A 19,412-nucleotide genomic window follows, 5' to 3' on the forward strand; every position below is an offset into this window, starting at 1 on the left:
CCCGTGTGGCCGGGCTTGACATACGCGGTTTGACCGGTTCAAGCCGTGCGCAGTAAAATCGCTGGTTTGCTTCGCCAGATCAAACCTGACGGCCGGTTTCCGGCGCGTCAATGGCACGTAAATGGCACGTTAATGACCAAGCGGTGACGAGACAGACACGATGTCGAAACAGAGAACTAAGCGTGTGATCGGCAACTGGAAGATGCACGGCCGGCTGGCCGGCAACCAGGCGTTGCTGAATGAAGTGGTGCAGGGTGCGGGCGCGGTCGCGGCCGAAACGTCGGTCGGCGTGTGCGTGCCGTTCCCGTATCTCGCGCAGGTTCAGGCGCAGCTCGACGGCGGCCGTGTCGCCTGGGGTGCGCAGGACGTGTCGGCGCACGAGCAGGGCGCGTTCACCGGCGAAGTGGCGGCCGCGATGGTCGCGGAGTTCGGCGCACGTTATGCGATCGTCGGTCATTCGGAGCGTCGCGCGTATCACGGCGAGCGCAACGAGACGGTCGCGGCGAAGACGCAGCGCGCGCTCGCGGCGGGGCTCACGCCGGTCGTGTGCGTCGGCGAGACGCTCGACGAGCGCGAGTCGGGTGCGACCGAGCAGGTGGTCGGTGCGCAGCTCGACGCGGTGCTGGCCGTGCTGACGGCCGACGAGGCTGCGCGCATCGTCGTCGCGTACGAGCCGGTCTGGGCGATCGGCACGGGCAAGAGCGCGACGTCGGCGCAGGCACAGGACGTGCATGCGTTCCTGCGTGGGCGTCTCGCGGCAAAGGGTGCGGCGGATGTGTCCGTGCTGTACGGCGGCAGCGTGAAGCCGGACAACGCGGAAGAGCTGTTCGCGCAGCCGGACATCGACGGTGGCCTGATCGGCGGCGCGTCGCTGAAGGCGGAAGATTTCCTGGCGATCTGCCGGGCCGCGCGATAAGCGGTCCGGGATCGAATTGAACCATGAGGGCGGCCGGTCGTTCCGGTCGCCCGATCCAATCGGGTGGGTGTGATGCTGTTATTCAAGACGCTGATTATTGTGGTGCAGGTGCTGTCTGCACTCGGTGTGATTGGTCTCGTGCTGCTGCAGCACGGCAAGGGTGCCGACATGGGCGCTGCGTTCGGCAGCGGCGCGTCGGGCAGCCTGTTCGGTGCCACGGGGTCGGCGAACTTCCTGTCGCGTACGACGGGCATTCTCGCAACGATCTTCTTCGTCGCGACGCTGGCGCTGACGTATCTCGGTTCGTACAAGTCGACGCCGTCGGCCGGTGTGCTCGGCACGGCAGCGACCGCGCCGGCATCGGCACCTGCAGCATCGGCGCCGGCAGTCGCGGCATCCGCCGCCGTTGCGGGTTCGGCGGCGAGCGCGCCGGGCCAGGATGTCCCGAAATAAAAAGTTAAAATTTTTGCGATTGTGCGTTGAACAATTCCGGGACTCAGGTTAGAATTTAATTCTTGAAGCGATTCGCGGGAAACAAGTAGTTACAACCCCGGTTGCATGCAGTGCCGACGTGGTGAAATTGGTAGACACGCTATCTTGAGGGGGTAGTGGCGAAAGCTGTGCGAGTTCGAGTCTCGCCGTCGGCACCAAAGTTACTCAATGCCAGCCGCTTCTAGTGGCTGGCATTTTTCATTTCTGGGGTGTGCTTGCGGTTGTCTTGCGATCGCGTGCACTCCGAAATGATTCCTTCCGCCGGAAGTGGTATTCTCCGGACGCTCAGAACCAACCGATAGAGGATTGCCTTGAACCTCGCAGCCTATTACCCCGTCTTGTTGTTCCTCCTCGTGGGCACTGGTTTAGGTATAGCGCTGGTCAGCATCGGCAAGCTCCTTGGTCCCAACAAGCCGGACGTCGAGAAGAACGCACCGTACGAGTGCGGCTTCGAAGCCTTTGAAGACGCCCGGATGAAATTCGACGTCCGGTACTACCTCGTCGCCATCCTATTCATCATCTTCGATCTCGAAACCGCATTCCTGTTTCCGTGGGGCGTCGCGCTCCGGGATATCGGCTGGCCGGGTTTCATCGCAATGATGATTTTTCTGCTCGAATTCCTGCTGGGCTTTGCCTATATCTGGAAGAAAGGCGGCCTCGACTGGGAGTGATGGGTTAATCGCCGGTTTGCATGGGCGGCCACGCTCGGTCGCTCGTCTGGAGTGGAAAGCAAATGAGTATCGAAGGGGTCTTGAAGGAAGGGTTTGTCACCACGACGGCTGACAAGCTGATCAACTGGACGCGTACCGGCTCGCTGTGGCCGATGACGTTCGGGCTCGCGTGTTGCGCCGTCGAAATGATGCATGCGGGCGCGGCCCGTTACGACTTGGACCGGTTCGGCGTCGTGTTCCGCCCGAGCCCGCGCCAGTCGGACGTGATGATCGTCGCCGGCACGCTCTGCAACAAGATGGCGCCCGCGCTGCGCCGCGTGTACGACCAGATGGCCGAGCCGCGCTGGGTGATCTCGATGGGATCGTGCGCGAACGGCGGTGGCTACTACCACTACTCGTACTCGGTGGTTCGCGGCTGCGACCGGATCGTACCGGTCGACGTCTACGTGCCGGGCTGTCCGCCCACGGCCGAGGCGCTGGTCTACGGCGTGATCCAGCTTCAGGCGAAGATCCGCCGCACCAATACCATCGCCCGTCAATAAAGCCCCGAGCGTCCCCTCAATATGGCAAGCAAAATCGAGACCCTCAAGGCAAACCTCGAAGCCGCGCTCGGCGCGCGCGTGGTGAGCCTCACCGAAGCGATCGGTGAACTGACGCTCGTCGTGAAGGCGAGCGATTACCTCGAAGTCGCAAAGACGCTGCGCGACGATCCGAAGCTCCGTTTCGAGCAGCTGATCGACCTGTGCGGCGTCGACTACCAGACCTTCGGCGACGGCGCCTACGACGGCCCGCGTTTCGCGGCCGTGTCGCACCTGCTGTCGGTCACGAACAACTGGCGTCTGCGCCTGCGCGCATTCGCGCCGGACGACGACCTGCCGATCGTGGCATCGCTGGTCGACATCTGGACGTCCGCGAACTGGTACGAGCGCGAAGCGTTCGACCTGTACGGCATCGTGTTCGAAGGCCACCCCGACCTGCGCCGCATCCTCACCGACTACGGCTTCATCGGCCACCCGTTCCGCAAGGACTTCCCGGTGTCGGGCTACGTCGAAATGCGTTACGACCCGGAAGAGAAGCGGGTCGTGTACCAGCCGGTGACGATCGAGCCGCGCGAAATCACGCCGCGCGTGATCCGCGAGGATCGCTATGGCGGTCTGAAACATTAAGGGGGCGTCATGGCAGAAATCAAGAACTACACGCTCAACTTCGGCCCGCAGCACCCGGCAGCGCACGGCGTGCTGCGCCTCGTGCTCGAGCTCGACGGCGAAGTCATTCAGCGTGCCGATCCGCACATCGGCCTGCTGCACCGCGCGACGGAAAAGCTCGCGGAATCCAAGACTTTCATCCAGTCCGTGCCGTACATGGACCGTCTCGACTACGTGTCGATGATGGTCAACGAGCACGGCTACGTGCTCGCGATCGAAAAGCTGCTCGGCATCGAAGTGCCTGAGCGCGCCCAGTACATCCGCGTGCTGTTCGACGAGATCACGCGCGTGCTGAACCACCTGATGTGGATCGGCGCGCACGCACTCGACGTTGGCGCGATGGCGGTGTTCCTGTACGCATTCCGCGAGCGCGAAGACCTGATGGACGTGTACGAAGCGGTGTCCGGTGCCCGGATGCACGCGGCGTACTACCGTCCGGGCGGCGTCTACCGCGACCTGCCTGACGCAATGCCGCAATACAAGGCGTCGAAGATTCGCAACGAGAAGGCGCTCGCGAAGATGAACGAAGCGCGCAGTGGCTCGGTGCTCGATTTCATCGACGACTTCTTCACGCGCTTCCCGAAGTGCGTCGACGAATACGAAACGCTGCTCACCGATAACCGGATCTGGAAGCAGCGTCTGGTCGGGATCGGCGTGGTCAGCCCGGAGCGTGCGCTGCAGATGGGCCTGACGGGCCCGATGCTGCGCGGCTCGGGCATCGCCTGGGACCTGCGCAAGAAGCAGCCGTACGAAGTGTACGATCGCATGGATTTCGACGTGCCGGTCGGCGTGAACGGCGATTGCTACGACCGCTACCTGGTTCGCGTCGAAGAAATGCGCCAGTCGATCCGCATCGCGAAACAGTGTATTGAGTGGCTCCGCAAGAATCCGGGCCCGGTGATGACCGACAATCACAAGGTTGCACCGCCGTCGCGCGTCGGCATGAAGACCAACATGGAAGACTTGATTCACCACTTCAAGCTCTTCACCGAAGGTTTCCATGTGCCGGAAGGCGAAGCGTACGCGGCGGTCGAGCATCCGAAGGGCGAGTTCGGCATCTACCTCGTGTCGGACGGTGCCAACAAGCCGTATCGCCTCAAGATTCGCGCGCCGGGTTTCGCGCACCTGGCGTCGCTCGACGAAATGGCGCGCGGTCACATGATCGCCGACGCCGTCACGATCATCGGTACGCAGGACATCGTGTTCGGCGAAATCGATCGCTAATGGTTGCGCCGCCCGTTTGTCGCGGGCGGCGAGCGGTAAGTCACACGCGAAGTCACATGCTGCATGCGCTGAACCGGCGCGGCTTCGCAAGCTGTCAACAGAGTGAGCGCCAGGTCTGCCGTCCATGCACCCCAGTGTGCGGCAGGTTGTTCGTTCGGTAGGAATTGAAAGAGTCGTGTCTGAAAATGATCTCAGCTGAAGGCCTGAAGGAAATCGATCGAGCGTTGACGAAGTATCCCGCCGATCAGAAACAGTCCGCCGTGATGTCGGCGTTGGCCGTTGCTCAGGAAGAGCACGGCTGGCTGTCGCCCGAACTGATGCAGTTCGTCGCGGACTATCTCGGCATGCCGGCCGTCGCCGTGCAGGAAGTCGCGACGTTCTACACGATGTACGAGCTCAAACCGGTCGGCAAGCACAAGATCACGCTCTGCACGAACCTGCCGTGCCAGCTCGGCCCGCACGGCGGCGCGGAAGCGACTGCCGACTACCTGAAACAGAAGCTGGGCATCGGCTTCGGCGAGACCACGCCCGACGGCAAGTTCACGCTGAAGGAAGGCGAATGCATGGGCTCGTGCGGCGATGCGCCGGTGCTGCTGGTGAACAATCACAGAATGTGCAGCTTCATGAGCCGCGAGAAGATCGACCAGCTGCTTGAGGAGCTCTCGAAATGACGTCCCTTCACGACCGTCACATCAAACCGCTGATCCTCGCTGGTCTGAACGGCGAGAACTGGCATCTCGAAGATTACGTCGCGCGCGGCGGCTACAAGCAGCTGCGCCGCATTCTCGAAGAAAAGATTCCGCCCGAGCAGGTGATCGCCGACGTCAAGGCGTCGGGCCTGCGCGGCCGCGGCGGTGCGGGTTTTCCGACCGGCCTGAAGTGGAGCTTCATGCCGCGTCAGTTCCCGGGGCAGAAGTACCTCGTCTGCAACTCGGACGAAGGCGAGCCGGGCACGTTCAAGGATCGCGACATCCTGCGCTGGAACCCGCACGCGCTGATCGAAGGCATGGCCATCGGCGCATACGCGATGGGCATCACGGTCGGCTACAACTACATCCACGGCGAAATCTTCGAAGTGTATCGACGCTTCGAGGCCGCGCTCGATGAAGCGCGTGCAGCGGGTTTCCTCGGCGACAACATCATGGGCTCGGAATTCTCGTTCCAGCTGCACGCGCACCACGGTTACGGCGCGTACATCTGCGGCGAGGAAACGGCGCTGCTCGAGTCGCTCGAAGGCAAGAAGGGCCAGCCGCGCTTCAAGCCGCCGTTCCCGGCGAGCTTCGGCGTGTACGGCAAGCCGACCACGATCAACAACACCGAGACGTTCGCCGCGGTGCCGTTCCTGCTGTCCATCGGGCCGCAGAATTACCTCGAGATCGGCAAGCCGAACAACGGCGGCACGAAGATTTTCTCGGTGTCCGGCGACGTCGAGCGTCCGGGCAACTACGAAGTGCCGCTCGGCACGCCGTTCGCGACGCTGATGGAGCTCGCCGGCGGGATGCGCGGCGGCAAGAAGATCAAGGCCGTGATTCCGGGCGGGTCGTCGGCACCGGTGATCCCGGGCGACATCATGATGCAGACGGATCTCGACTACGATTCGATCGCGAAGGCGGGCTCGATGCTCGGTTCCGGCGCGGTGATCGTGATGGACGAGACGCGCTGCATGGTGCGATCGCTGCTGCGCCTGTCGTACTTCTACTACGAGGAATCGTGCGGCCAGTGCACGCCGTGCCGCGAAGGCACCGGCTGGCTGTATCGCGTCGTGAACCGTATCGAGCACGGCGAAGGGCGCCAGGAAGATCTGGACCTGCTGAACTCGGTGGCCGAGAACATCATGGGCCGCACGATCTGTGCACTCGGCGATGCGGCGGCGATGCCGGTACGCGGGATGCTCAAGCACTACTGGGACGAATTCGCGTACCACGTCGAGCACAAGCACTGCATGGTCGGCGGCCACGCGCACGCGGCGGCAGCCTGAAGCGAACCCGGTTGCGGAATTTGAGCGCACGGTCGGGCGAAGGCGCGAACGGGCGGAAATAGGTTAAGGACCATTCACCATCATGGTTGAACTTGAAATAGACGGCAAGAAGGTCGAGGTGCCCGAAGGCAGCATGGTGATCCAGGCTGCGCACAAGGCGGATACGTACATTCCTCACTTCTGCTATCACAAGAAACTGTCGGTTGCGGCCAACTGCCGGATGTGTCTCGTCGAAGTCGAGAAGATGCCGAAGGCCGTGCCTGCCTGCGCGACTCCCGTGTCGGCCGGCATGATCGTCCACACGCAATCCGACAAGGCCGTGAAGGCGCAGCAGTCGGTGATGGAATTCCTCCTCATCAACCATCCGCTCGACTGCCCGATCTGCGATCAGGGCGGCGAATGCCAGCTGCAGGATCTGGCGGTCGGCTACGGCAAGTCGTCGTCGCGCTACTCGGAAGAAAAGCGCGTGGTGTTCCACAAGAACGTGGGCCCGCTGATCTCGATGGAAGAGATGTCGCGCTGCATCCACTGCACGCGCTGCGTCCGCTTCGGCCAGGAAATCGCCGGCGTGATGGAGTTCGGCATGCTGGGCCGCGGCGAGCACTCGGAAATCACGACGTTCGTCGGCAAGACGGTCGATTCCGAAATGTCGGGCAACATGATCGACCTGTGCCCGGTCGGCGCGCTGACCAGCAAGCCGTTCCGCTACAGCGCCCGTACGTGGGAACTGTCGCGCCGCAAGTCGGTGAGCCCGCACGATTCCGTTGGCGCGAACCTCGTCGTGCAGGTGAAGAACAACCGCGTGATGCGCGTGCTGCCGTTCGAGAACGAAGCGATCAACGAATGCTGGATCTCGGACAAGGACCGCTTCTCGTATGAAGGCCTCAACAGCGAAGAGCGCCTGACGAAGCCGATGCTGAAGCAGGGCGGCCAGTGGATCGAAACCGACTGGCAGACCGCGCTCGAATACGTCGCGAAGGGCCTGAAGGGCATCGCCGCGGATCACGGCGCGAACGCGCTGGCGATGCTCGCGAGCGCGCACAGCACCGCCGAAGAGCTGTTCCTCGTGAAGCAGCTCGCCAGCGAACTGAAGACGCCGAACGTCGATTTCCGTCTGCGTCAGCAGGATTTCTCGGCGCCGGTCCAGGGCGCACCGTGGCTCGGCATGCCGATCGCCGACCTGTCGAACGTGGACGCCGCGTTCGTCGTCGGTTCGTTCCTGCGCCGCGACCACCCGCTGTTTGCCGCCCGCCTGCGTCAGGCCGCGAAGAACGGCGCGAAGCTGCACTTCCTGCACGCGACCGGTGACGATGCACTGATCCCGACCGCGCAACGCATCGTTGCCGCGCCGTCCGCATGGCTCGACGAGCTGGCCGGCATCGCTGCCGCGGTCGCGCAACTGCGCGGCGTCGCGCTGCCCGACGCCCTCGCAGGCGTCACCGCATCGCCGGCCGCGCAAGCTGTCGCCCAGTCGCTCGCGAACGGCGAACGCCGTGCGGTGCTGCTCGGCAACGTCGCGGTCCGCCATCCGGAATTCGCGAAGCTGCACGCTGTCGCCAAGTGGATCGCCGACAACACCGGCGCCACGTTCGGTTTCCTGACGGAAGCGGCGAACACGGTCGGCGCGCACGTCGTCGGCGCACTGCCGGGCGAAGGCGGCCTGAACGCACGTGAAGCGTTCGCGCAGCCGCGCAAGGGCTACGTGCTGCTGAACGTCGAGCCGGAATTCGATACCGCCGATCCGGCGCAGGCACTGGCCGCGCTGAACCAGGCGGAAATGGTCGTCGTGATGTCGCCGTTCAAGCACGGTCTCGACTACGCCGACGTGCTGCTGCCGGTTGCGCCGTTCACCGAAACGGCCGGTACGTTCGTCAACGCCGAAGGCACGGTGCAGAGCTTCAATGGCGTCGTGCGCCCGCTCGGCGATACGCGTCCGGGCTGGAAGGTGCTGCGCGTGCTCGGCAGCCTGCTCGGCCTGCCGAACTTCGAATACGAGACCGCTGAAGAAGTGCGTCTTGCCGCGCTCGGCGATGCCGGCGTCGCGGGCCGCCTGTCGAACCAGACGTCGGTCGCGCCGGTGCGCGCCGCGGCGAATGCCGCGAACGGTGGTTTCGAGCGCCTGGCCGATGTGCCGATCTATCACGCCGACGCGCTCGTGCGCCGCGCAGGTGCGCTGCACCTGACGGCCGCCGCGAAGGCGGCGAATGCCGCAGCCCTGCCGGCCGCGCTGTTCGACAAGCTGGGCTTGAAGGAAGGCGACGCGGTGCGCGTGCGCCAGGGCGAGCGTGCGGTGCAGTTGCCGGCCGTGCGCGACGCGAATCTTGCGGAGACGGTCGTTCGCGTGTCGGCGGCAACGCCTGCCGGCGCAGCGCTCGGCAGCCTGTCCGGTGAACTGGTGGTGGAGAAGGCGTAAATGAGCTTGTTCGATACGATCAACGCGGGCGGGTCCCAGCTTCTCGGCTTCGCATGGCCGACGGTGTGGGCCGTCGTGCGCATCCTCGTCGTCTCCGTCGTCATCCTGCTGTGCGTCGCGTACCTGATTCTGTGGGAACGCAAGCTGATCGGCTGGATGCACGTGCGTCTCGGCCCGAACCGCGTCGGCCCCGGCGGCCTGCTGCAGCCGATCGCCGACGTGCTGAAGCTGCTGCTGAAGGAAGTCATTCAGCCGAGCGCCGCCAGCCGCTGGCTGTACCTGATCGCGCCGGTGATGACCGTCGTGCCGGCATTCGCCGTGTGGGCCGTGATCCCGTTCCAGGCCGAAGCGGTCCTCGCGAACGTGAACGCGGGCCTGCTGTACGCGATGGCGATTTCGTCGATCGGCGTGTATGCGGTGATTCTCGCGGGCTGGGCATCGAACTCGAAGTACGCGTTCCTCGGCGCGATGCGCGCCGCGGCACAGATGGTGTCGTACGAAATCTCGATGGGCTTCGCGCTGGTGCTGGTGCTGATGACGGCCGGCAGCCTGAACCTGTCGGAAATCGTGGGTTCGCAACAGCACGGTTTCTTCGCCGGCCACGGCGTGAACTTTCTGTCGTGGAACTGGCTGCCGCTGCTGCCGGCGTTCGTCGTCTACTTCATTTCGGGCATCGCCGAAACGAACCGCCACCCGTTCGACGTGGTGGAAGGGGAGTCGGAAATCGTTGCCGGTCACATGATCGATTACTCGGGCATGGCGTTCGCGCTGTTCTTCCTCGCCGAGTACATCAACATGATCGTGATCTCGGCGCTGGCTGCGACGCTGTTCCTCGGTGGCTGGGACGCCCCGTTCGAATTCCTGTCGTTCATCCCGGGCATCTTCTGGCTGGTGCTGAAGGTCTTCGCACTGCTGTCGGTGTTCATCTGGGTCCGCGCGACGTTCCCGCGCTACCGTTACGACCAGATCATGCGTCTGGGCTGGAAGGTGTTCCTGCCCGTCACGGTGGTCTGGGTGGTCGTGGTCGGCTGCTGGATGATGTCGCCGCTGAACATCTGGGTGAAGTAAGGACGAAATCATGACGGCTATCCAACACTTCTTTAAGACTTTCTTCCTGACCGAGCTGCTGAAGGGGCTCGCGCTGACCGGTCGTTACACGTTCAAGCGCAAGTTCACCGTGCAGTTCCCGGAAGAGAAGACCCCGATTTCGCCGCGCTTCCGCGGGCTGCATGCGCTGCGCCGCTATGAAAACGGCGAAGAGCGCTGCATCGCGTGCAAGCTCTGCGAGGCCGTGTGCCCCGCAATGGCGATCACGATCGAATCGGAAACGCGCGCGGACAACACGCGCCGCACGACGCGCTACGACATCGACCTGACGAAGTGCATCTTCTGCGGTTTCTGCGAAGAGAGCTGCCCGGTCGATTCGATCGTCGAGACGCAGATTCTCGAGTACCACGGCGAAAAGCGCGGCGACCTGTATTTCACGAAGGAAATGCTGCTCGCGGTGGGCGATCGCTACGAGAAGGACATCGCCGCGGCGAAGGCTGCCGACGCGCCGTATCGTTGATTGTGTTTGCAGTGCCGGCCCGAAGCCTGGGCCGAGCCGCCGCGACGGGTGCGGCACGCGAGAGCGTCCCGCAAGCCGCGCCTGACTATGGCCTAACGATGAACCGGTAATCATGGAATTCACGACCGTACTGTTCTACATCTTCGCGCTGCTCCTGGTGGTATCAGGGCTGAAGGTGATCACTTCGCGCAACCCGGTGGCGTCTGCGCTTTTCCTTGTGCTGGCGTTCTTCAACGCCGCCGCGATCTGGATGCTGCTGGAAGCGGAGTTCCTCGCGATCCTGCTGGTGCTGGTCTACGTGGGCGCCGTGATGGTGCTGTTCCTGTTCGTCGTGATGATGCTGGACATCAACATCGACTACCTGCGCCGCGACTTCAAGCGCTTCGTCCCGATGGCGACCGTGGTCGGCGCGATCATCGTGATCGAAACCGCGCTGATCCTGTGGCGCGGCTACGGCGACACGCAGACGGTGCATGCGATGGCGACGGGCGAGATGGCCAACTGGTCGAACACGCGACTGATCGGCAAGGTGATCTACACCGACTACATCTTCGCGTTTGAAATCGCCGGCCTCGTGCTGCTGGTCGCGATCATTGCCGCGATCGGGCTGACCGAGCGCAAGGGCAAGGACAGCAAGCGCCAGCGCGTGTCGGATCAGGTCAAGGTGCGCCGCAACGACCGTGTGCGCCTCGTGAAGATGGAAGCGGACAAGCCGCAGCCGGAAACGGCGCAGAGCGAAGCCGGTTCGGGCACCAACGGCTAAGCGGAGGAAACGAAAACCATGCTGACTCTTGCTCATTACCTCGTGCTCGGCGCGATCCTCTTTGCGATCGCGATCGTCGGGATCTTCCTGAACCGCCGCAACGTCATCATCATCCTGATGTCGATCGAACTGATGCTGCTGGCGGTGAATACCAACTTCGTCGCGTTTTCGCACTACCTCGGCGATGTGCACGGCCAGATCTTCGTGTTCTTCGTGCTGACGGTCGCCGCAGCGGAAGCCGCGATCGGCCTCGCGATTCTGGTGACCCTGTTCCGTAAGCTCGACACGATCAATGTCGAGGATCTCGATCAGCTCAAAGGTTAATTTCAGGCAACGCTGTTATGTCAACGACACTCAATGAAAACCTGCTGCTGGCGATTCCGCTCGCTCCGCTGGCCGGCTCGCTGATTGCGGGGCTGTTCGGGAACGCAGTCGGGCGCAAGGGCGCACACCGGATCACGATCCTCGGCGTAATGATCGCGTTCCTCCTGTCGGCGAAAGTCTTCTTCGACGTGATGGGCGGCGCAAGCTTCAACGCGACCGTCTACGAATGGATGAACGTCGGCTCGCTGAAGCTCGAAGTCGGCTTCCTCGTCGATTCGCTGACCGCGATGATGATGGTCGTCGTGACCTTCGTCTCGCTGATGGTGCACGTGTACACGATCGGCTACATGGCGGAAGAAGACGGCTACCAGCGCTTCTTCTCGTACATCTCGCTGTTCACGTTCTCGATGCTGATGCTCGTGATGAGCAACAACTTCCTGCAGCTGTTCTTCGGCTGGGAAGCGGTGGGTCTGGTGTCGTACCTGCTGATCGGCTTCTACTTCACGCGTGAGAGCGCGATCTACGCGAACATGAAGGCGTTCCTCGTGAACCGCGTGGGCGACTTCGGCTTCCTGCTCGGCATCGGCCTGCTGCTCGCATTCGCCGGCTCGATGAACTACGGCGAAGTGTTCGCGAAGCGCGCGGAACTCGCGAGCCTGCACTTCCCGGGCACCGACTGGGGCCTGCTGACCGTGGCCTGTATCTGCCTGTTCATCGGCGCGATGGGTAAGTCGGCACAGTTCCCGCTGCACGTGTGGCTGCCGGACTCGATGGAAGGCCCGACCCCGATCTCGGCGCTGATTCACGCGGCGACGATGGTGACGGCCGGCATCTTCATGGTGTCGCGCATGTCGCCGCTGTTCGAACTGTCGGATACCGCGCTGTCGTTCGTCACGGTGATCGGCGCGATCACGGCGCTGTTCATGGGCTTCCTCGGCATCATCCAGAACGACATCAAGCGGGTGGTCGCCTATTCGACGCTGTCGCAGCTCGGCTACATGACGGTCGCGCTCGGCGTGTCCGCGTACCCGGTCGCGTTGTTCCACCTGATGACGCACGCGTTCTTCAAGGCGCTGCTGTTCCTCGGCGCCGGCTCGGTCATCATGGGCATGCACCACGACCAGGACATCCGCAACATGGGCGGCCTGCGCAAGTACATGCCGATCACGTGGATCACGTCGCTCATCGGTTCGCTCGCGCTGATCGGTACGCCGTTCTTCTCGGGCTTCTACTCGAAGGACTCGATCATCGACGCGGTGAAGCTTTCGCACCTGCCGGGTTCGGGCTTCGCGTACTTCGCGGTCGTCGCGAGCGTGTTCGTCACGGCGCTGTACTCGTTCCGCATGTATTTCCTGGTGTTCCACGGTGAAGAGCGCTTCCGCAAGCCGAAGCATCCGGAATCGCCGATGGGCATGGCGGCCGCGCACGGCCACGACGACCACGGTCATGGCCATGGTCACGACGACCACGCGCACGAACCGCACGAGACCCCGTGGGTCGTGTGGGTGCCGCTGGTCCTGCTGGCGATCCCGTCGGTGATCATCGGTGCGATCGCGGTCGGCCCGATGCTGTTCGGCGACTTCTTCCAGCACGGCGTTGCATTCGACAAGGTGATCTTCATCGGAGAGAACCACCCGGCGCTGGCCGAGATGGCCGAGGAGTTCCACGGCTGGGTGGGCATGGGCCTGCACTCGGTGTCGGGTCTGCCGGTCTGGCTCGCGCTCGCCGGTGTCGTTGTCGCCTGGTTCCTGTACCTGAAGCGTCCGGATCTGCCGGCGTCGATCCGCCGCGCGTTCGGCCCGATCTACACGCTGCTGGACAACAAGTACTACATGGACAAGATCAACGAAGTGGTGTTCGCCCGTGGTTCGGTGGCGATCGGCCGCGGCCTGTGGAAGGAAGGTGACGTCGTCGTGATCGACGGCCTCGTCAACGGCAGCGCCCGGTTCATCGGCTGGTTCGCCAGCGTGATCCGCTTCCTCCAATCCGGTTACATCTATCACTACGCGTTCGCCATGATCATCGGCATGCTGGGGCTCCTGACCCTGTTTGTAACGCTCGGCGGCAAATAAGGCGGGGGACAACTTAATGCACGCTTTTCCGATTCTCAGTACCGCGATCTGGCTGCCGATCGTTTTCGGCCTCCTTGTGCTTGCGGTGGGTAATGACAAAAATCCGGGGACGGCCCGCTGGATCGCGCTGATCGGTTCGCTGCTCGGCCTCGCGGTCACGATCCCGCTGATCACGGGCTTCGATTCGAGCACGGCTGCGCTGCAGTTCGTCGAGAAGTCGACCTGGATCGAGCGCTTCGACATCGCGTATCACCTCGGCGTCGACGGCATCTCGATGTGGTTCGTCGTGCTGACCGCGCTGATCACGGTGATCGTCGTGATCGCCGCATGGGAAGTCATCACCGAGAATGTCGCGCAGTACCTCGCGGCGTTCCTGATCCTGTCCGGGATCATGATCGGCGTCTTCTCGGCGGCCGACGGCCTGCTGTTCTACGTGTTCTTCGAAGCGACCCTGATCCCGATGTACATCATCATCGGCGTGTGGGGCGGCCCGAACCGCGTGTATGCGGCATTCAAGTTCTTCCTGTACACGCTGGCCGGCTCGCTGCTGATGCTGGTCGCGCTGATCTACCTGTATACGGAAACGCATTCGTTCGACCTCGCGACGTGGCAGAACGCCAAGATCGCGATGACGCCACAGATCCTGCTGTTCATCGCGTTCTTCCTCGCGTTCGCGGTGAAGGTGCCGATGTGGCCGGTGCACACGTGGCTGCCGGACGCGCACGTGGAAGCGCCGACGGGCGGCTCGGTCGTGCTGGCCGCGATCATGCTGAAGCTCGGCGCGTACGGTTTCCTGCGCTTCTCGCTGCCGATCACGCCTGACGCGAGCCACTTCCTGGCCCCCGTCGTGATCACGCTGTCGCTGATCGCGGTGATCTACATCGGCCTCGTCGCGATGGTGCAGGCCGACATGAAGAAGCTGGTCGCGTATTCGTCGATCGCGCACATGGGCTTCGTCACGCTCGGCTTCTTCATCTTCAACCAGCTCGGCGTCGAAGGCGCGATCATCCAGATGATCTCGCACGGCTTCGTGTCGGGCGCGATGTTCCTCTGCATCGGCGTGCTGTACGACCGCGTGCACTCGCGCCAGATCGCCGATTACGGTGGCGTCGTCAACGTGATGCCGAAGTTCGCGGCGTTCGCGATGCTGTTCTCGATGGCCAACTGCGGCCTGCCGGGCACGTCGGGTTTCGTCGGCGAGTTCATGGTGATTCTCGCGGCCGTCCAGTACAACTTCTGGATCGCATTCGGCGCGGCGTTCACGCTGATCCTCGGCGCTGCTTACACGCTGTGGATGTACAAGCGCGTGTACTTCGGCGCGGTGGCGAACGATCACGTTGCCAAGCTGAAGGACATCGGCCGTCGCGAATTCCTGATGCTGGCCGTGCTCGCCGCGTTCACGCTGCTGATGGGCCTGTATCCGAAGCCTTTCACCGACGTGATGCACGTTTCCGTGGAAAACCTCCTCTCCCATGTCGCGCAGTCCAAGCTGCCGCTGGCGCAGTAATCGCGAGCGGAGGAAATCAAGATCATGAACGCTCCTATGAATGTCCTGTTGCCTGACGCGCTGGTGATGGCCGCCATCGTCGTCGCATGGCTGAACGACACCTTTACCGGTGCTTCCGGCCGCCGCCTGACTTACCTGATCGCGGTTGTTTCGTCGGTCGTCGCCGGCGTGTGGTTCGCGGTGCAGGCACTCGACCCGCAGCAGTACTACTTCTTCTCGAAGATGGTCGTCGTCGACTCGTTCGCGAGCACGATGAAGGCCGTCGTGTCGTTCGGTTTCGCGGTCTCGCTCGTTTATTCGCGCAAGTACCTCGAGGATCGCGACATGTTCCGCGGCGACGTGTTCCTGCTCGGCATGTTCTCGCTGCTCGGCCAGCTGGTCATGGTGTCGGGCAACAACTTCCTGACGCTGTACCTCGGTCTCGAACTGATGTCGCTGTCGCTGTACGCAGTCATCGCACTGCGCCGCGACGCCGCGCAGTCGAGCGAAGCCGCGATGAAGTACTACGTGCTGGGCGCGCTCGCGTCGGGCTTCGTGCTGTACGGCATCTCGATGCTGTACGGCGCGACCGGCTCGCTCGAGCTGGGCGAGGTGTACAAGGCGGTCGGCGGCAACACCGACGCAGCCGTGCTGATGTTCGGCGTGGTCTTCATCGTCGCCGGTATCGCGTTCAAGCTCGGCGCCGTGCCGTTCCACATGTGGGTCCCGGATGTCTACCAGGGCGCACCGACCGCGATGACGCTGTTCGTCGGCGGCGGCCCGAAGGTTGCCGCGTTCGCGTGGGGCCTGCGCTTCCTGGTGATGGGCCTGCTGCCGCTCGCGCAGAACTGGCAGACCGCGCTCGTGATCCTCGCCGCGCTGTCGCTGATCGTCGGCAACATCACCGGTATCGTCCAGCGCAACATCAAGCGGATGCTCGCGTACTCGGCGATCTCGAACATGGGCTTCGTGCTGCTCGGCCTGCTCGCGGGCATCGTGAAGGGCGACGCGTCGGCGCCGGCGAATGCATACAGCTCGGCGATGTTCTACGCGATCGTCTACCTGATCACGACGCTCGGCTCGTTCGGCGTGGTGATGCTGCTCGCCCGCCGCGATTTCGAAGCCGACACGATCGACGACTTCAAGGGCCTGAACAAGCGCAGCCCGGTGTTCGCGTTCGTGATGATGGTCATGATGTTCTCGCTGGCAGGCATCCCGCCGACCGTCGGCTTCTATGCGAAGCTCGCCGTGCTCGAGGCGACCGTCAACGCGGGCCTCACGTGGCTGGCCGTGCTGGCCGTGATCACGTCGCTGTTCGGCGCGTTCTACTACCTGCGCATCGTGAAGCTGATGTACTTCGATGCACCGCAGGATGCAACGCCGATCACGGGCGATTTCTGCAAGCGCACGATCCTCGTGCTGAACGGCCTGGCGGTCGTCGTGCTCGGCCTGATCCCGAGCCCGCTGCTGACGGCCTGCCTGCAGGCAATTCGCCACACGCTGCCGCTGTAATGTCGGCAGCCGGCTGGTTTATCGTGCTGTTGGCGTTCGTCTGCGCCAACCTGCCGTTCCTGAACCAACGCCTCTTCGCCGTCGTGCCGTTCGGCGCGACGAAGAAGGGCGGGTGGGTGCGGATCGGCGAGCTGATCGTGCTGTACTTCATCGTCGGCGCGCTCGGCTTCTGGCTCGAGTCGCGCGCCGGCAACCGCTTCGAACAGGGCTGGCAGTTCTACGCGATCACGTTCAGTCTTTTCGTCGTGTTCGCGTTTCCCGGCTTCACGTTCCAGTATCTCGTCAAACGACGCTGACGGCTTCGGCCGTCGCGCTCATTCCCGGAGCCGCCGATGGCCGAACTACCCAATCACGACGCCGCACTGACCGAAACCTGCCTCGAGAGCGAGGCGATTTTCGACGGCGCGTTCCTCAAGCTCAAGCGCGATATCGTCCGCCTGCCGGATGGCAAGAAGGCCACGCGCGAATACGTCCAGCATCCGGGCGCGGTGATGGTGATCCCGCTGTTCGACGACGGCCGCGTGCTGATGGAAAACCAGTTTCGCTACCCGATCGGCAAGGTGATGGCCGAATTCCCGGCCGGCAAGCTCGACCCGAACGAAGGCGCGCTCGCCTGCGCGGTGCGCGAACTGCGCGAGGAAACGGGTTACACGGCACGCGAGTACGTGTTCCTGGCCCGCATTCATCCGATCATTTCCTACTCGACCGAATTCATCGACCTGTACCTGGCGCGCGGGCTGACGGCCGGCGAGCGCAAGCTCGATGAGGGCGAGTTCCTCGAGACCTTCACCGCGACGCAGGCCGATCTGCAGGAATGGGTGCGCACGGGCCAGATTTCCGACGTGAAGACGATCATCGGTACGATGTGGCTCGACAAGGTGCTGTCCGGTACGTGGCCGCTCGGGCCGGTCCTGACGCCCTGAGTGCGGCGTCAGCGGCGGGTGGGGCGCCGCGTTACAATCCGGTGACGCGACGCCTCCACGTCGCGCGATCGGTAATTAGCACGATCGTTCACAAAACCGCTTTTTGCGCTACACTCGCCACACGCCCTGATTCAGCATGAAGGTCCTCGATTTGCAGTGCCCGCACGGTCATCGGTTCGAAGGCTGGTTCGCTTCCGCCGATGAATTCGAAGCGCAGTTGTCCCGCAAGCTGGTCGAATGCCCGGTGTGCGGAACGACCGAGGTCAACCGTCTGCCGTCGGCGCCGCGCCTGAATCTGTCGGGTGCGACGCAGGCACGGCCGGCCGATCCGCGCGCAATGCAGGCGCAGGTGATGCGTGCACTGCGCGAGGTGCTGGAGAAAACCGAGAATGTGGGCGAGCGCTTCGCCGAGGAAGCGCGGCGCATCCATTACAACGAGGCGCCGGCACGCAGCATTCGCGGCGTCACGACGCCCGAAGATGCGCAATCCTTGGCCGAAGAAGGCATCGACGTGATGCCGCTGCCGATTCCTGCCGCGCTGAAAGAACCGCTGCAATGACGTATGCAGTGGGTCCTTGCCGGGCTGGACGGTTGCGGTCAGCCTTGCATGGGACCTGAGTAAGCGCTGAAGCGCAAACTCCGGTCGACAGGAGACACTGCGCATGGATCTGGATTATTCCCCCGCCGACGACGCGTTCCGCGTCGACGTCCGCGCCTGGCTCGAGGCCAACCTGCCTCACGCACTGCGCGCCAAAGTACTCGATCACAAACGACTCGACCGCGAGGATTTCGCGAGCTGGCACCGGATTCTCGGCCAGCGCGGCTGGTCCGCGCCCGCCTGGCCGGTTGAATTCGGCGGGCCGGGCTGGAACGCGACGCAACGGCACATCTGGGATGAGGAGTGCGCGCGGATCGGTGCGCCGACCGTGCTGCCGTTCGGCGTATCGATGGTCGCGCCGGTGTTGATGAAATACGGCAGCGAAGCGCAGAAGCGTCATTATCTGCCGCGGATTCTCGACGGCTCGGACTGGTGGTGCCAGGGCTATTCGGAGCCGGGTTCGGGATCCGACCTCGCCTCGTTGCGCACGCGCGCCGAGCGCCAGGGCGATCACTATGTCGTCAATGGTCAGAAGACCTGGACGACGCTCGGCCAGTACGCCGACATGATGTTCTGCCTCGTGCGCACCGATCCGGCCGCGAAGAAGCAGGAGGGCATCTCGTTCCTGCTGATCGACATGAAGACGCCCGGCATCACGGTGCGGCCGATCGTCATGCTCGACGAGGACCACGAGGTCAACGAGGTGTTCTTCGAGGACGTGAAGGTGCCGGTCGAGAATCTCGTCGGCGACGAGAATCGCGGCTGGACCTACGCGAAATACCTGCTTGGCCATGAGCGCACCGGCATCGCGCGCGTCGGCGCGTCGAAGCGCGAGCTCGCGTTCCTGAAGCGCGTGGCGTCGCACCAGCGCAAGAACGGCAAGCCGTTGCTTGCCGATCCCGTGTTCGCCGCCAAGGTCGCGGCGCTCGAGGTCGAGCTGATGGCGCTCGAGGTGACGGTGCTGCGGGTCGTCAGCCGCGAGACGAGCGGGAAGGGGCCGGGCCCCGAGGCGTCCATGCTGAAGATCAAGGGCACGGAAGTGCAGCAGGCGCTCACCGAGTTGATGGTCGAAGCGATCGGCCCGCTCGCCGCACCGTTCGACGTTCCGTTCCTCGACGGCCAGCGCGAGCACAGCATCGCCGGCGACGACGACGCGGCGCCGCTAGCCGCGTACTACTTCAACTACCGGAAGACGTCGATCTACGGCGGTTCGAACGAGATCCAGAAGAACATCATCGCGCAGATGATTCTGGGGCTGTGATCAGGGA

The 19,412-nt window shown here is 63.5% G+C and carries 20 protein-coding genes and 1 tRNA gene; all 21 read left to right on the forward strand.

Features of this window, described 5'->3' with window-relative positions:
- Positions 1–160: 160 nt before the first annotated feature.
- The 21 genes from tpiA to L810_RS34595 all read left to right on the forward strand — a co-directional run bounded on the left by tpiA (position 161) and on the right by L810_RS34595 (position 19,405).
- Entirely contained in the window at positions 161–916 is a 756-nt protein-coding gene (gene tpiA, locus L810_RS34495) for a triose-phosphate isomerase (protein WP_021162811.1), read from the forward strand.
- Positions 917–988: 72 nt separating this feature from the next.
- The gene (secG, locus tag L810_RS34500) at positions 989–1,369 is read left to right on the forward strand and encodes a preprotein translocase subunit SecG (protein WP_042977371.1); all 381 of its coding nucleotides are present in this window, start codon (positions 989–991) and stop codon (positions 1,367–1,369) included.
- 112 nt (positions 1,370–1,481) lie between these two features.
- Positions 1,482–1,566: transfer RNA gene (locus L810_RS34505), tRNA-Leu, on the forward strand.
- Positions 1,567–1,719: 153 nt separating this feature from the next.
- Positions 1,720–2,079 carry an NADH-quinone oxidoreductase subunit A gene (locus L810_RS34510; RefSeq protein WP_006398798.1) on the forward strand — a complete coding sequence of 120 codons (360 nt, stop codon included), beginning with the start codon at positions 1,720–1,722 and terminating at the stop codon, positions 2,077–2,079.
- Positions 2,080–2,141: 62 nt separating this feature from the next.
- A complete protein-coding gene (locus tag L810_RS34515) occupies positions 2,142–2,621 on the forward strand; it encodes a NuoB/complex I 20 kDa subunit family protein (RefSeq protein ID WP_006398799.1) in 480 nt (159 codons plus the stop codon).
- A gap of 21 nt (positions 2,622–2,642) precedes the next feature.
- Positions 2,643–3,245 carry an NADH-quinone oxidoreductase subunit C gene (locus L810_RS34520; RefSeq protein WP_006478264.1) on the forward strand — a complete coding sequence of 201 codons (603 nt, stop codon included), beginning with the start codon at positions 2,643–2,645 and terminating at the stop codon, positions 3,243–3,245.
- 9 nt (positions 3,246–3,254) lie between these two features.
- A complete protein-coding gene (locus L810_RS34525; RefSeq protein WP_006478265.1) occupies positions 3,255–4,508 on the forward strand; it encodes an NADH-quinone oxidoreductase subunit D in 1,254 nt (417 codons plus the stop codon).
- Positions 4,509–4,693: 185 nt separating this feature from the next.
- Complete coding sequence (gene nuoE / locus L810_RS34530) at positions 4,694–5,179, forward strand: NADH-quinone oxidoreductase subunit NuoE (protein ID WP_006478266.1); 486 nt, start codon at positions 4,694–4,696, stop codon at positions 5,177–5,179.
- Complete coding sequence (gene nuoF / locus L810_RS34535) at positions 5,176–6,486, forward strand: NADH-quinone oxidoreductase subunit NuoF (protein ID WP_006478267.1); 1,311 nt, start codon at positions 5,176–5,178, stop codon at positions 6,484–6,486. The genes nuoE and nuoF overlap by 4 nt, the downstream gene beginning before the upstream one ends.
- An 82-nt stretch (positions 6,487–6,568) precedes the next feature.
- The gene (gene nuoG, locus L810_RS34540; RefSeq protein ID WP_021162813.1) at positions 6,569–8,899 is read left to right on the forward strand and encodes an NADH-quinone oxidoreductase subunit NuoG; all 2,331 of its coding nucleotides are present in this window, start codon (positions 6,569–6,571) and stop codon (positions 8,897–8,899) included.
- Complete coding sequence (gene nuoH, locus L810_RS34545) at positions 8,900–9,967, forward strand: NADH-quinone oxidoreductase subunit NuoH (RefSeq protein ID WP_021162814.1); 1,068 nt, start codon at positions 8,900–8,902, stop codon at positions 9,965–9,967.
- Between the two features lie 10 nt (positions 9,968–9,977).
- A complete protein-coding gene (gene nuoI, locus L810_RS34550; protein WP_009691265.1) occupies positions 9,978–10,466 on the forward strand; it encodes an NADH-quinone oxidoreductase subunit NuoI in 489 nt (162 codons plus the stop codon).
- A gap of 112 nt (positions 10,467–10,578) precedes the next feature.
- Positions 10,579–11,229 (forward strand): NADH-quinone oxidoreductase subunit J, encoded by a 651-nt coding sequence (locus L810_RS34555; protein ID WP_021162815.1) that lies wholly within the window; start codon positions 10,579–10,581, stop codon positions 11,227–11,229.
- Positions 11,230–11,247: 18 nt separating this feature from the next.
- Positions 11,248–11,553: an NADH-quinone oxidoreductase subunit NuoK gene (gene nuoK, locus L810_RS34560; RefSeq protein ID WP_006478272.1), complete on the forward strand. Its 306-nt coding sequence runs from the start codon at positions 11,248–11,250 to the stop codon at positions 11,551–11,553.
- 17 nt (positions 11,554–11,570) lie between these two features.
- Positions 11,571–13,625 (forward strand): NADH-quinone oxidoreductase subunit L, encoded by a 2,055-nt coding sequence (nuoL, locus tag L810_RS34565; protein WP_021162816.1) that lies wholly within the window; start codon positions 11,571–11,573, stop codon positions 13,623–13,625.
- Between the two features lie 16 nt (positions 13,626–13,641).
- Positions 13,642–15,132 (forward strand): NADH-quinone oxidoreductase subunit M, encoded by a 1,491-nt coding sequence (locus L810_RS34570; protein WP_021162817.1) that lies wholly within the window; start codon positions 13,642–13,644, stop codon positions 15,130–15,132.
- Positions 15,133–15,168: 36 nt separating this feature from the next.
- On the forward strand, positions 15,169–16,623 hold the full coding sequence (nuoN, locus tag L810_RS34575; RefSeq protein ID WP_027786870.1) for an NADH-quinone oxidoreductase subunit NuoN: 1,455 nt from the start codon (positions 15,169–15,171) through the stop codon (positions 16,621–16,623).
- Complete coding sequence (locus L810_RS34580) at positions 16,623–16,919, forward strand: DUF2818 family protein (RefSeq protein ID WP_021162819.1); 297 nt, start codon at positions 16,623–16,625, stop codon at positions 16,917–16,919. Before nuoN ends, L810_RS34580 begins: the two co-directional genes overlap by 1 nt.
- Before the next feature lie 36 nt (positions 16,920–16,955).
- The gene (locus L810_RS34585) at positions 16,956–17,546 is read left to right on the forward strand and encodes an NUDIX domain-containing protein (protein WP_021162820.1); all 591 of its coding nucleotides are present in this window, start codon (positions 16,956–16,958) and stop codon (positions 17,544–17,546) included.
- Positions 17,547–17,682: 136 nt separating this feature from the next.
- Positions 17,683–18,105 carry a DUF1178 family protein gene (locus L810_RS34590; protein ID WP_021162821.1) on the forward strand — a complete coding sequence of 141 codons (423 nt, stop codon included), beginning with the start codon at positions 17,683–17,685 and terminating at the stop codon, positions 18,103–18,105.
- A 103-nt stretch (positions 18,106–18,208) separates the two neighbouring features.
- Complete coding sequence (locus L810_RS34595) at positions 18,209–19,405, forward strand: acyl-CoA dehydrogenase family protein (protein ID WP_021162822.1); 1,197 nt, start codon at positions 18,209–18,211, stop codon at positions 19,403–19,405.
- Positions 19,406–19,412: the final 7 nt, after the last annotated feature.

The sequence above is a fragment of the Burkholderia sp. AU4i genome (genome assembly GCF_000466765.1).
Taxonomy (GTDB): domain Bacteria; phylum Pseudomonadota; class Gammaproteobacteria; order Burkholderiales; family Burkholderiaceae; genus Burkholderia; species Burkholderia cepacia.

Excerpts from the sequence above, each read along its gene's own strand:
- tpiA (WP_021162811.1), top strand. The coding sequence starts at position 161 with ATGTCGAAACAGAGAACTAAGCGTGTGATCGGCAACTGGAAGATGCAC.
- secG (WP_042977371.1), top strand. The coding sequence starts at position 989 with ATGCTGTTATTCAAGACGCTGATTATTGTGGTGCAGGTGCTGTCTGCA.
- L810_RS34515 (WP_006398799.1), top strand. The coding sequence starts at position 2,142 with ATGAGTATCGAAGGGGTCTTGAAGGAAGGGTTTGTCACCACGACGGCT.
- L810_RS34520 (WP_006478264.1), top strand. The coding sequence starts at position 2,643 with ATGGCAAGCAAAATCGAGACCCTCAAGGCAAACCTCGAAGCCGCGCTC.
- L810_RS34525 (WP_006478265.1), top strand. The coding sequence starts at position 3,255 with ATGGCAGAAATCAAGAACTACACGCTCAACTTCGGCCCGCAGCACCCG.
- nuoE (WP_006478266.1), top strand. The coding sequence starts at position 4,694 with ATGATCTCAGCTGAAGGCCTGAAGGAAATCGATCGAGCGTTGACGAAG.
- nuoF (WP_006478267.1), top strand. The coding sequence starts at position 5,176 with ATGACGTCCCTTCACGACCGTCACATCAAACCGCTGATCCTCGCTGGT.
- nuoG (WP_021162813.1), top strand. The coding sequence starts at position 6,569 with ATGGTTGAACTTGAAATAGACGGCAAGAAGGTCGAGGTGCCCGAAGGC.
- nuoH (WP_021162814.1), top strand. The coding sequence starts at position 8,900 with ATGAGCTTGTTCGATACGATCAACGCGGGCGGGTCCCAGCTTCTCGGC.
- nuoI (WP_009691265.1), top strand. The coding sequence starts at position 9,978 with ATGACGGCTATCCAACACTTCTTTAAGACTTTCTTCCTGACCGAGCTG.
- L810_RS34555 (WP_021162815.1), top strand. The coding sequence starts at position 10,579 with ATGGAATTCACGACCGTACTGTTCTACATCTTCGCGCTGCTCCTGGTG.
- nuoK (WP_006478272.1), top strand. The coding sequence starts at position 11,248 with ATGCTGACTCTTGCTCATTACCTCGTGCTCGGCGCGATCCTCTTTGCG.
- nuoL (WP_021162816.1), top strand. The coding sequence starts at position 11,571 with ATGTCAACGACACTCAATGAAAACCTGCTGCTGGCGATTCCGCTCGCT.
- L810_RS34570 (WP_021162817.1), top strand. The coding sequence starts at position 13,642 with ATGCACGCTTTTCCGATTCTCAGTACCGCGATCTGGCTGCCGATCGTT.
- nuoN (WP_027786870.1), top strand. The coding sequence starts at position 15,169 with ATGAATGTCCTGTTGCCTGACGCGCTGGTGATGGCCGCCATCGTCGTC.
- L810_RS34580 (WP_021162819.1), top strand. The coding sequence starts at position 16,623 with ATGTCGGCAGCCGGCTGGTTTATCGTGCTGTTGGCGTTCGTCTGCGCC.
- L810_RS34585 (WP_021162820.1), top strand. The coding sequence starts at position 16,956 with ATGGCCGAACTACCCAATCACGACGCCGCACTGACCGAAACCTGCCTC.
- L810_RS34590 (WP_021162821.1), top strand. The coding sequence starts at position 17,683 with ATGAAGGTCCTCGATTTGCAGTGCCCGCACGGTCATCGGTTCGAAGGC.
- L810_RS34595 (WP_021162822.1), top strand. The coding sequence starts at position 18,209 with ATGGATCTGGATTATTCCCCCGCCGACGACGCGTTCCGCGTCGACGTC.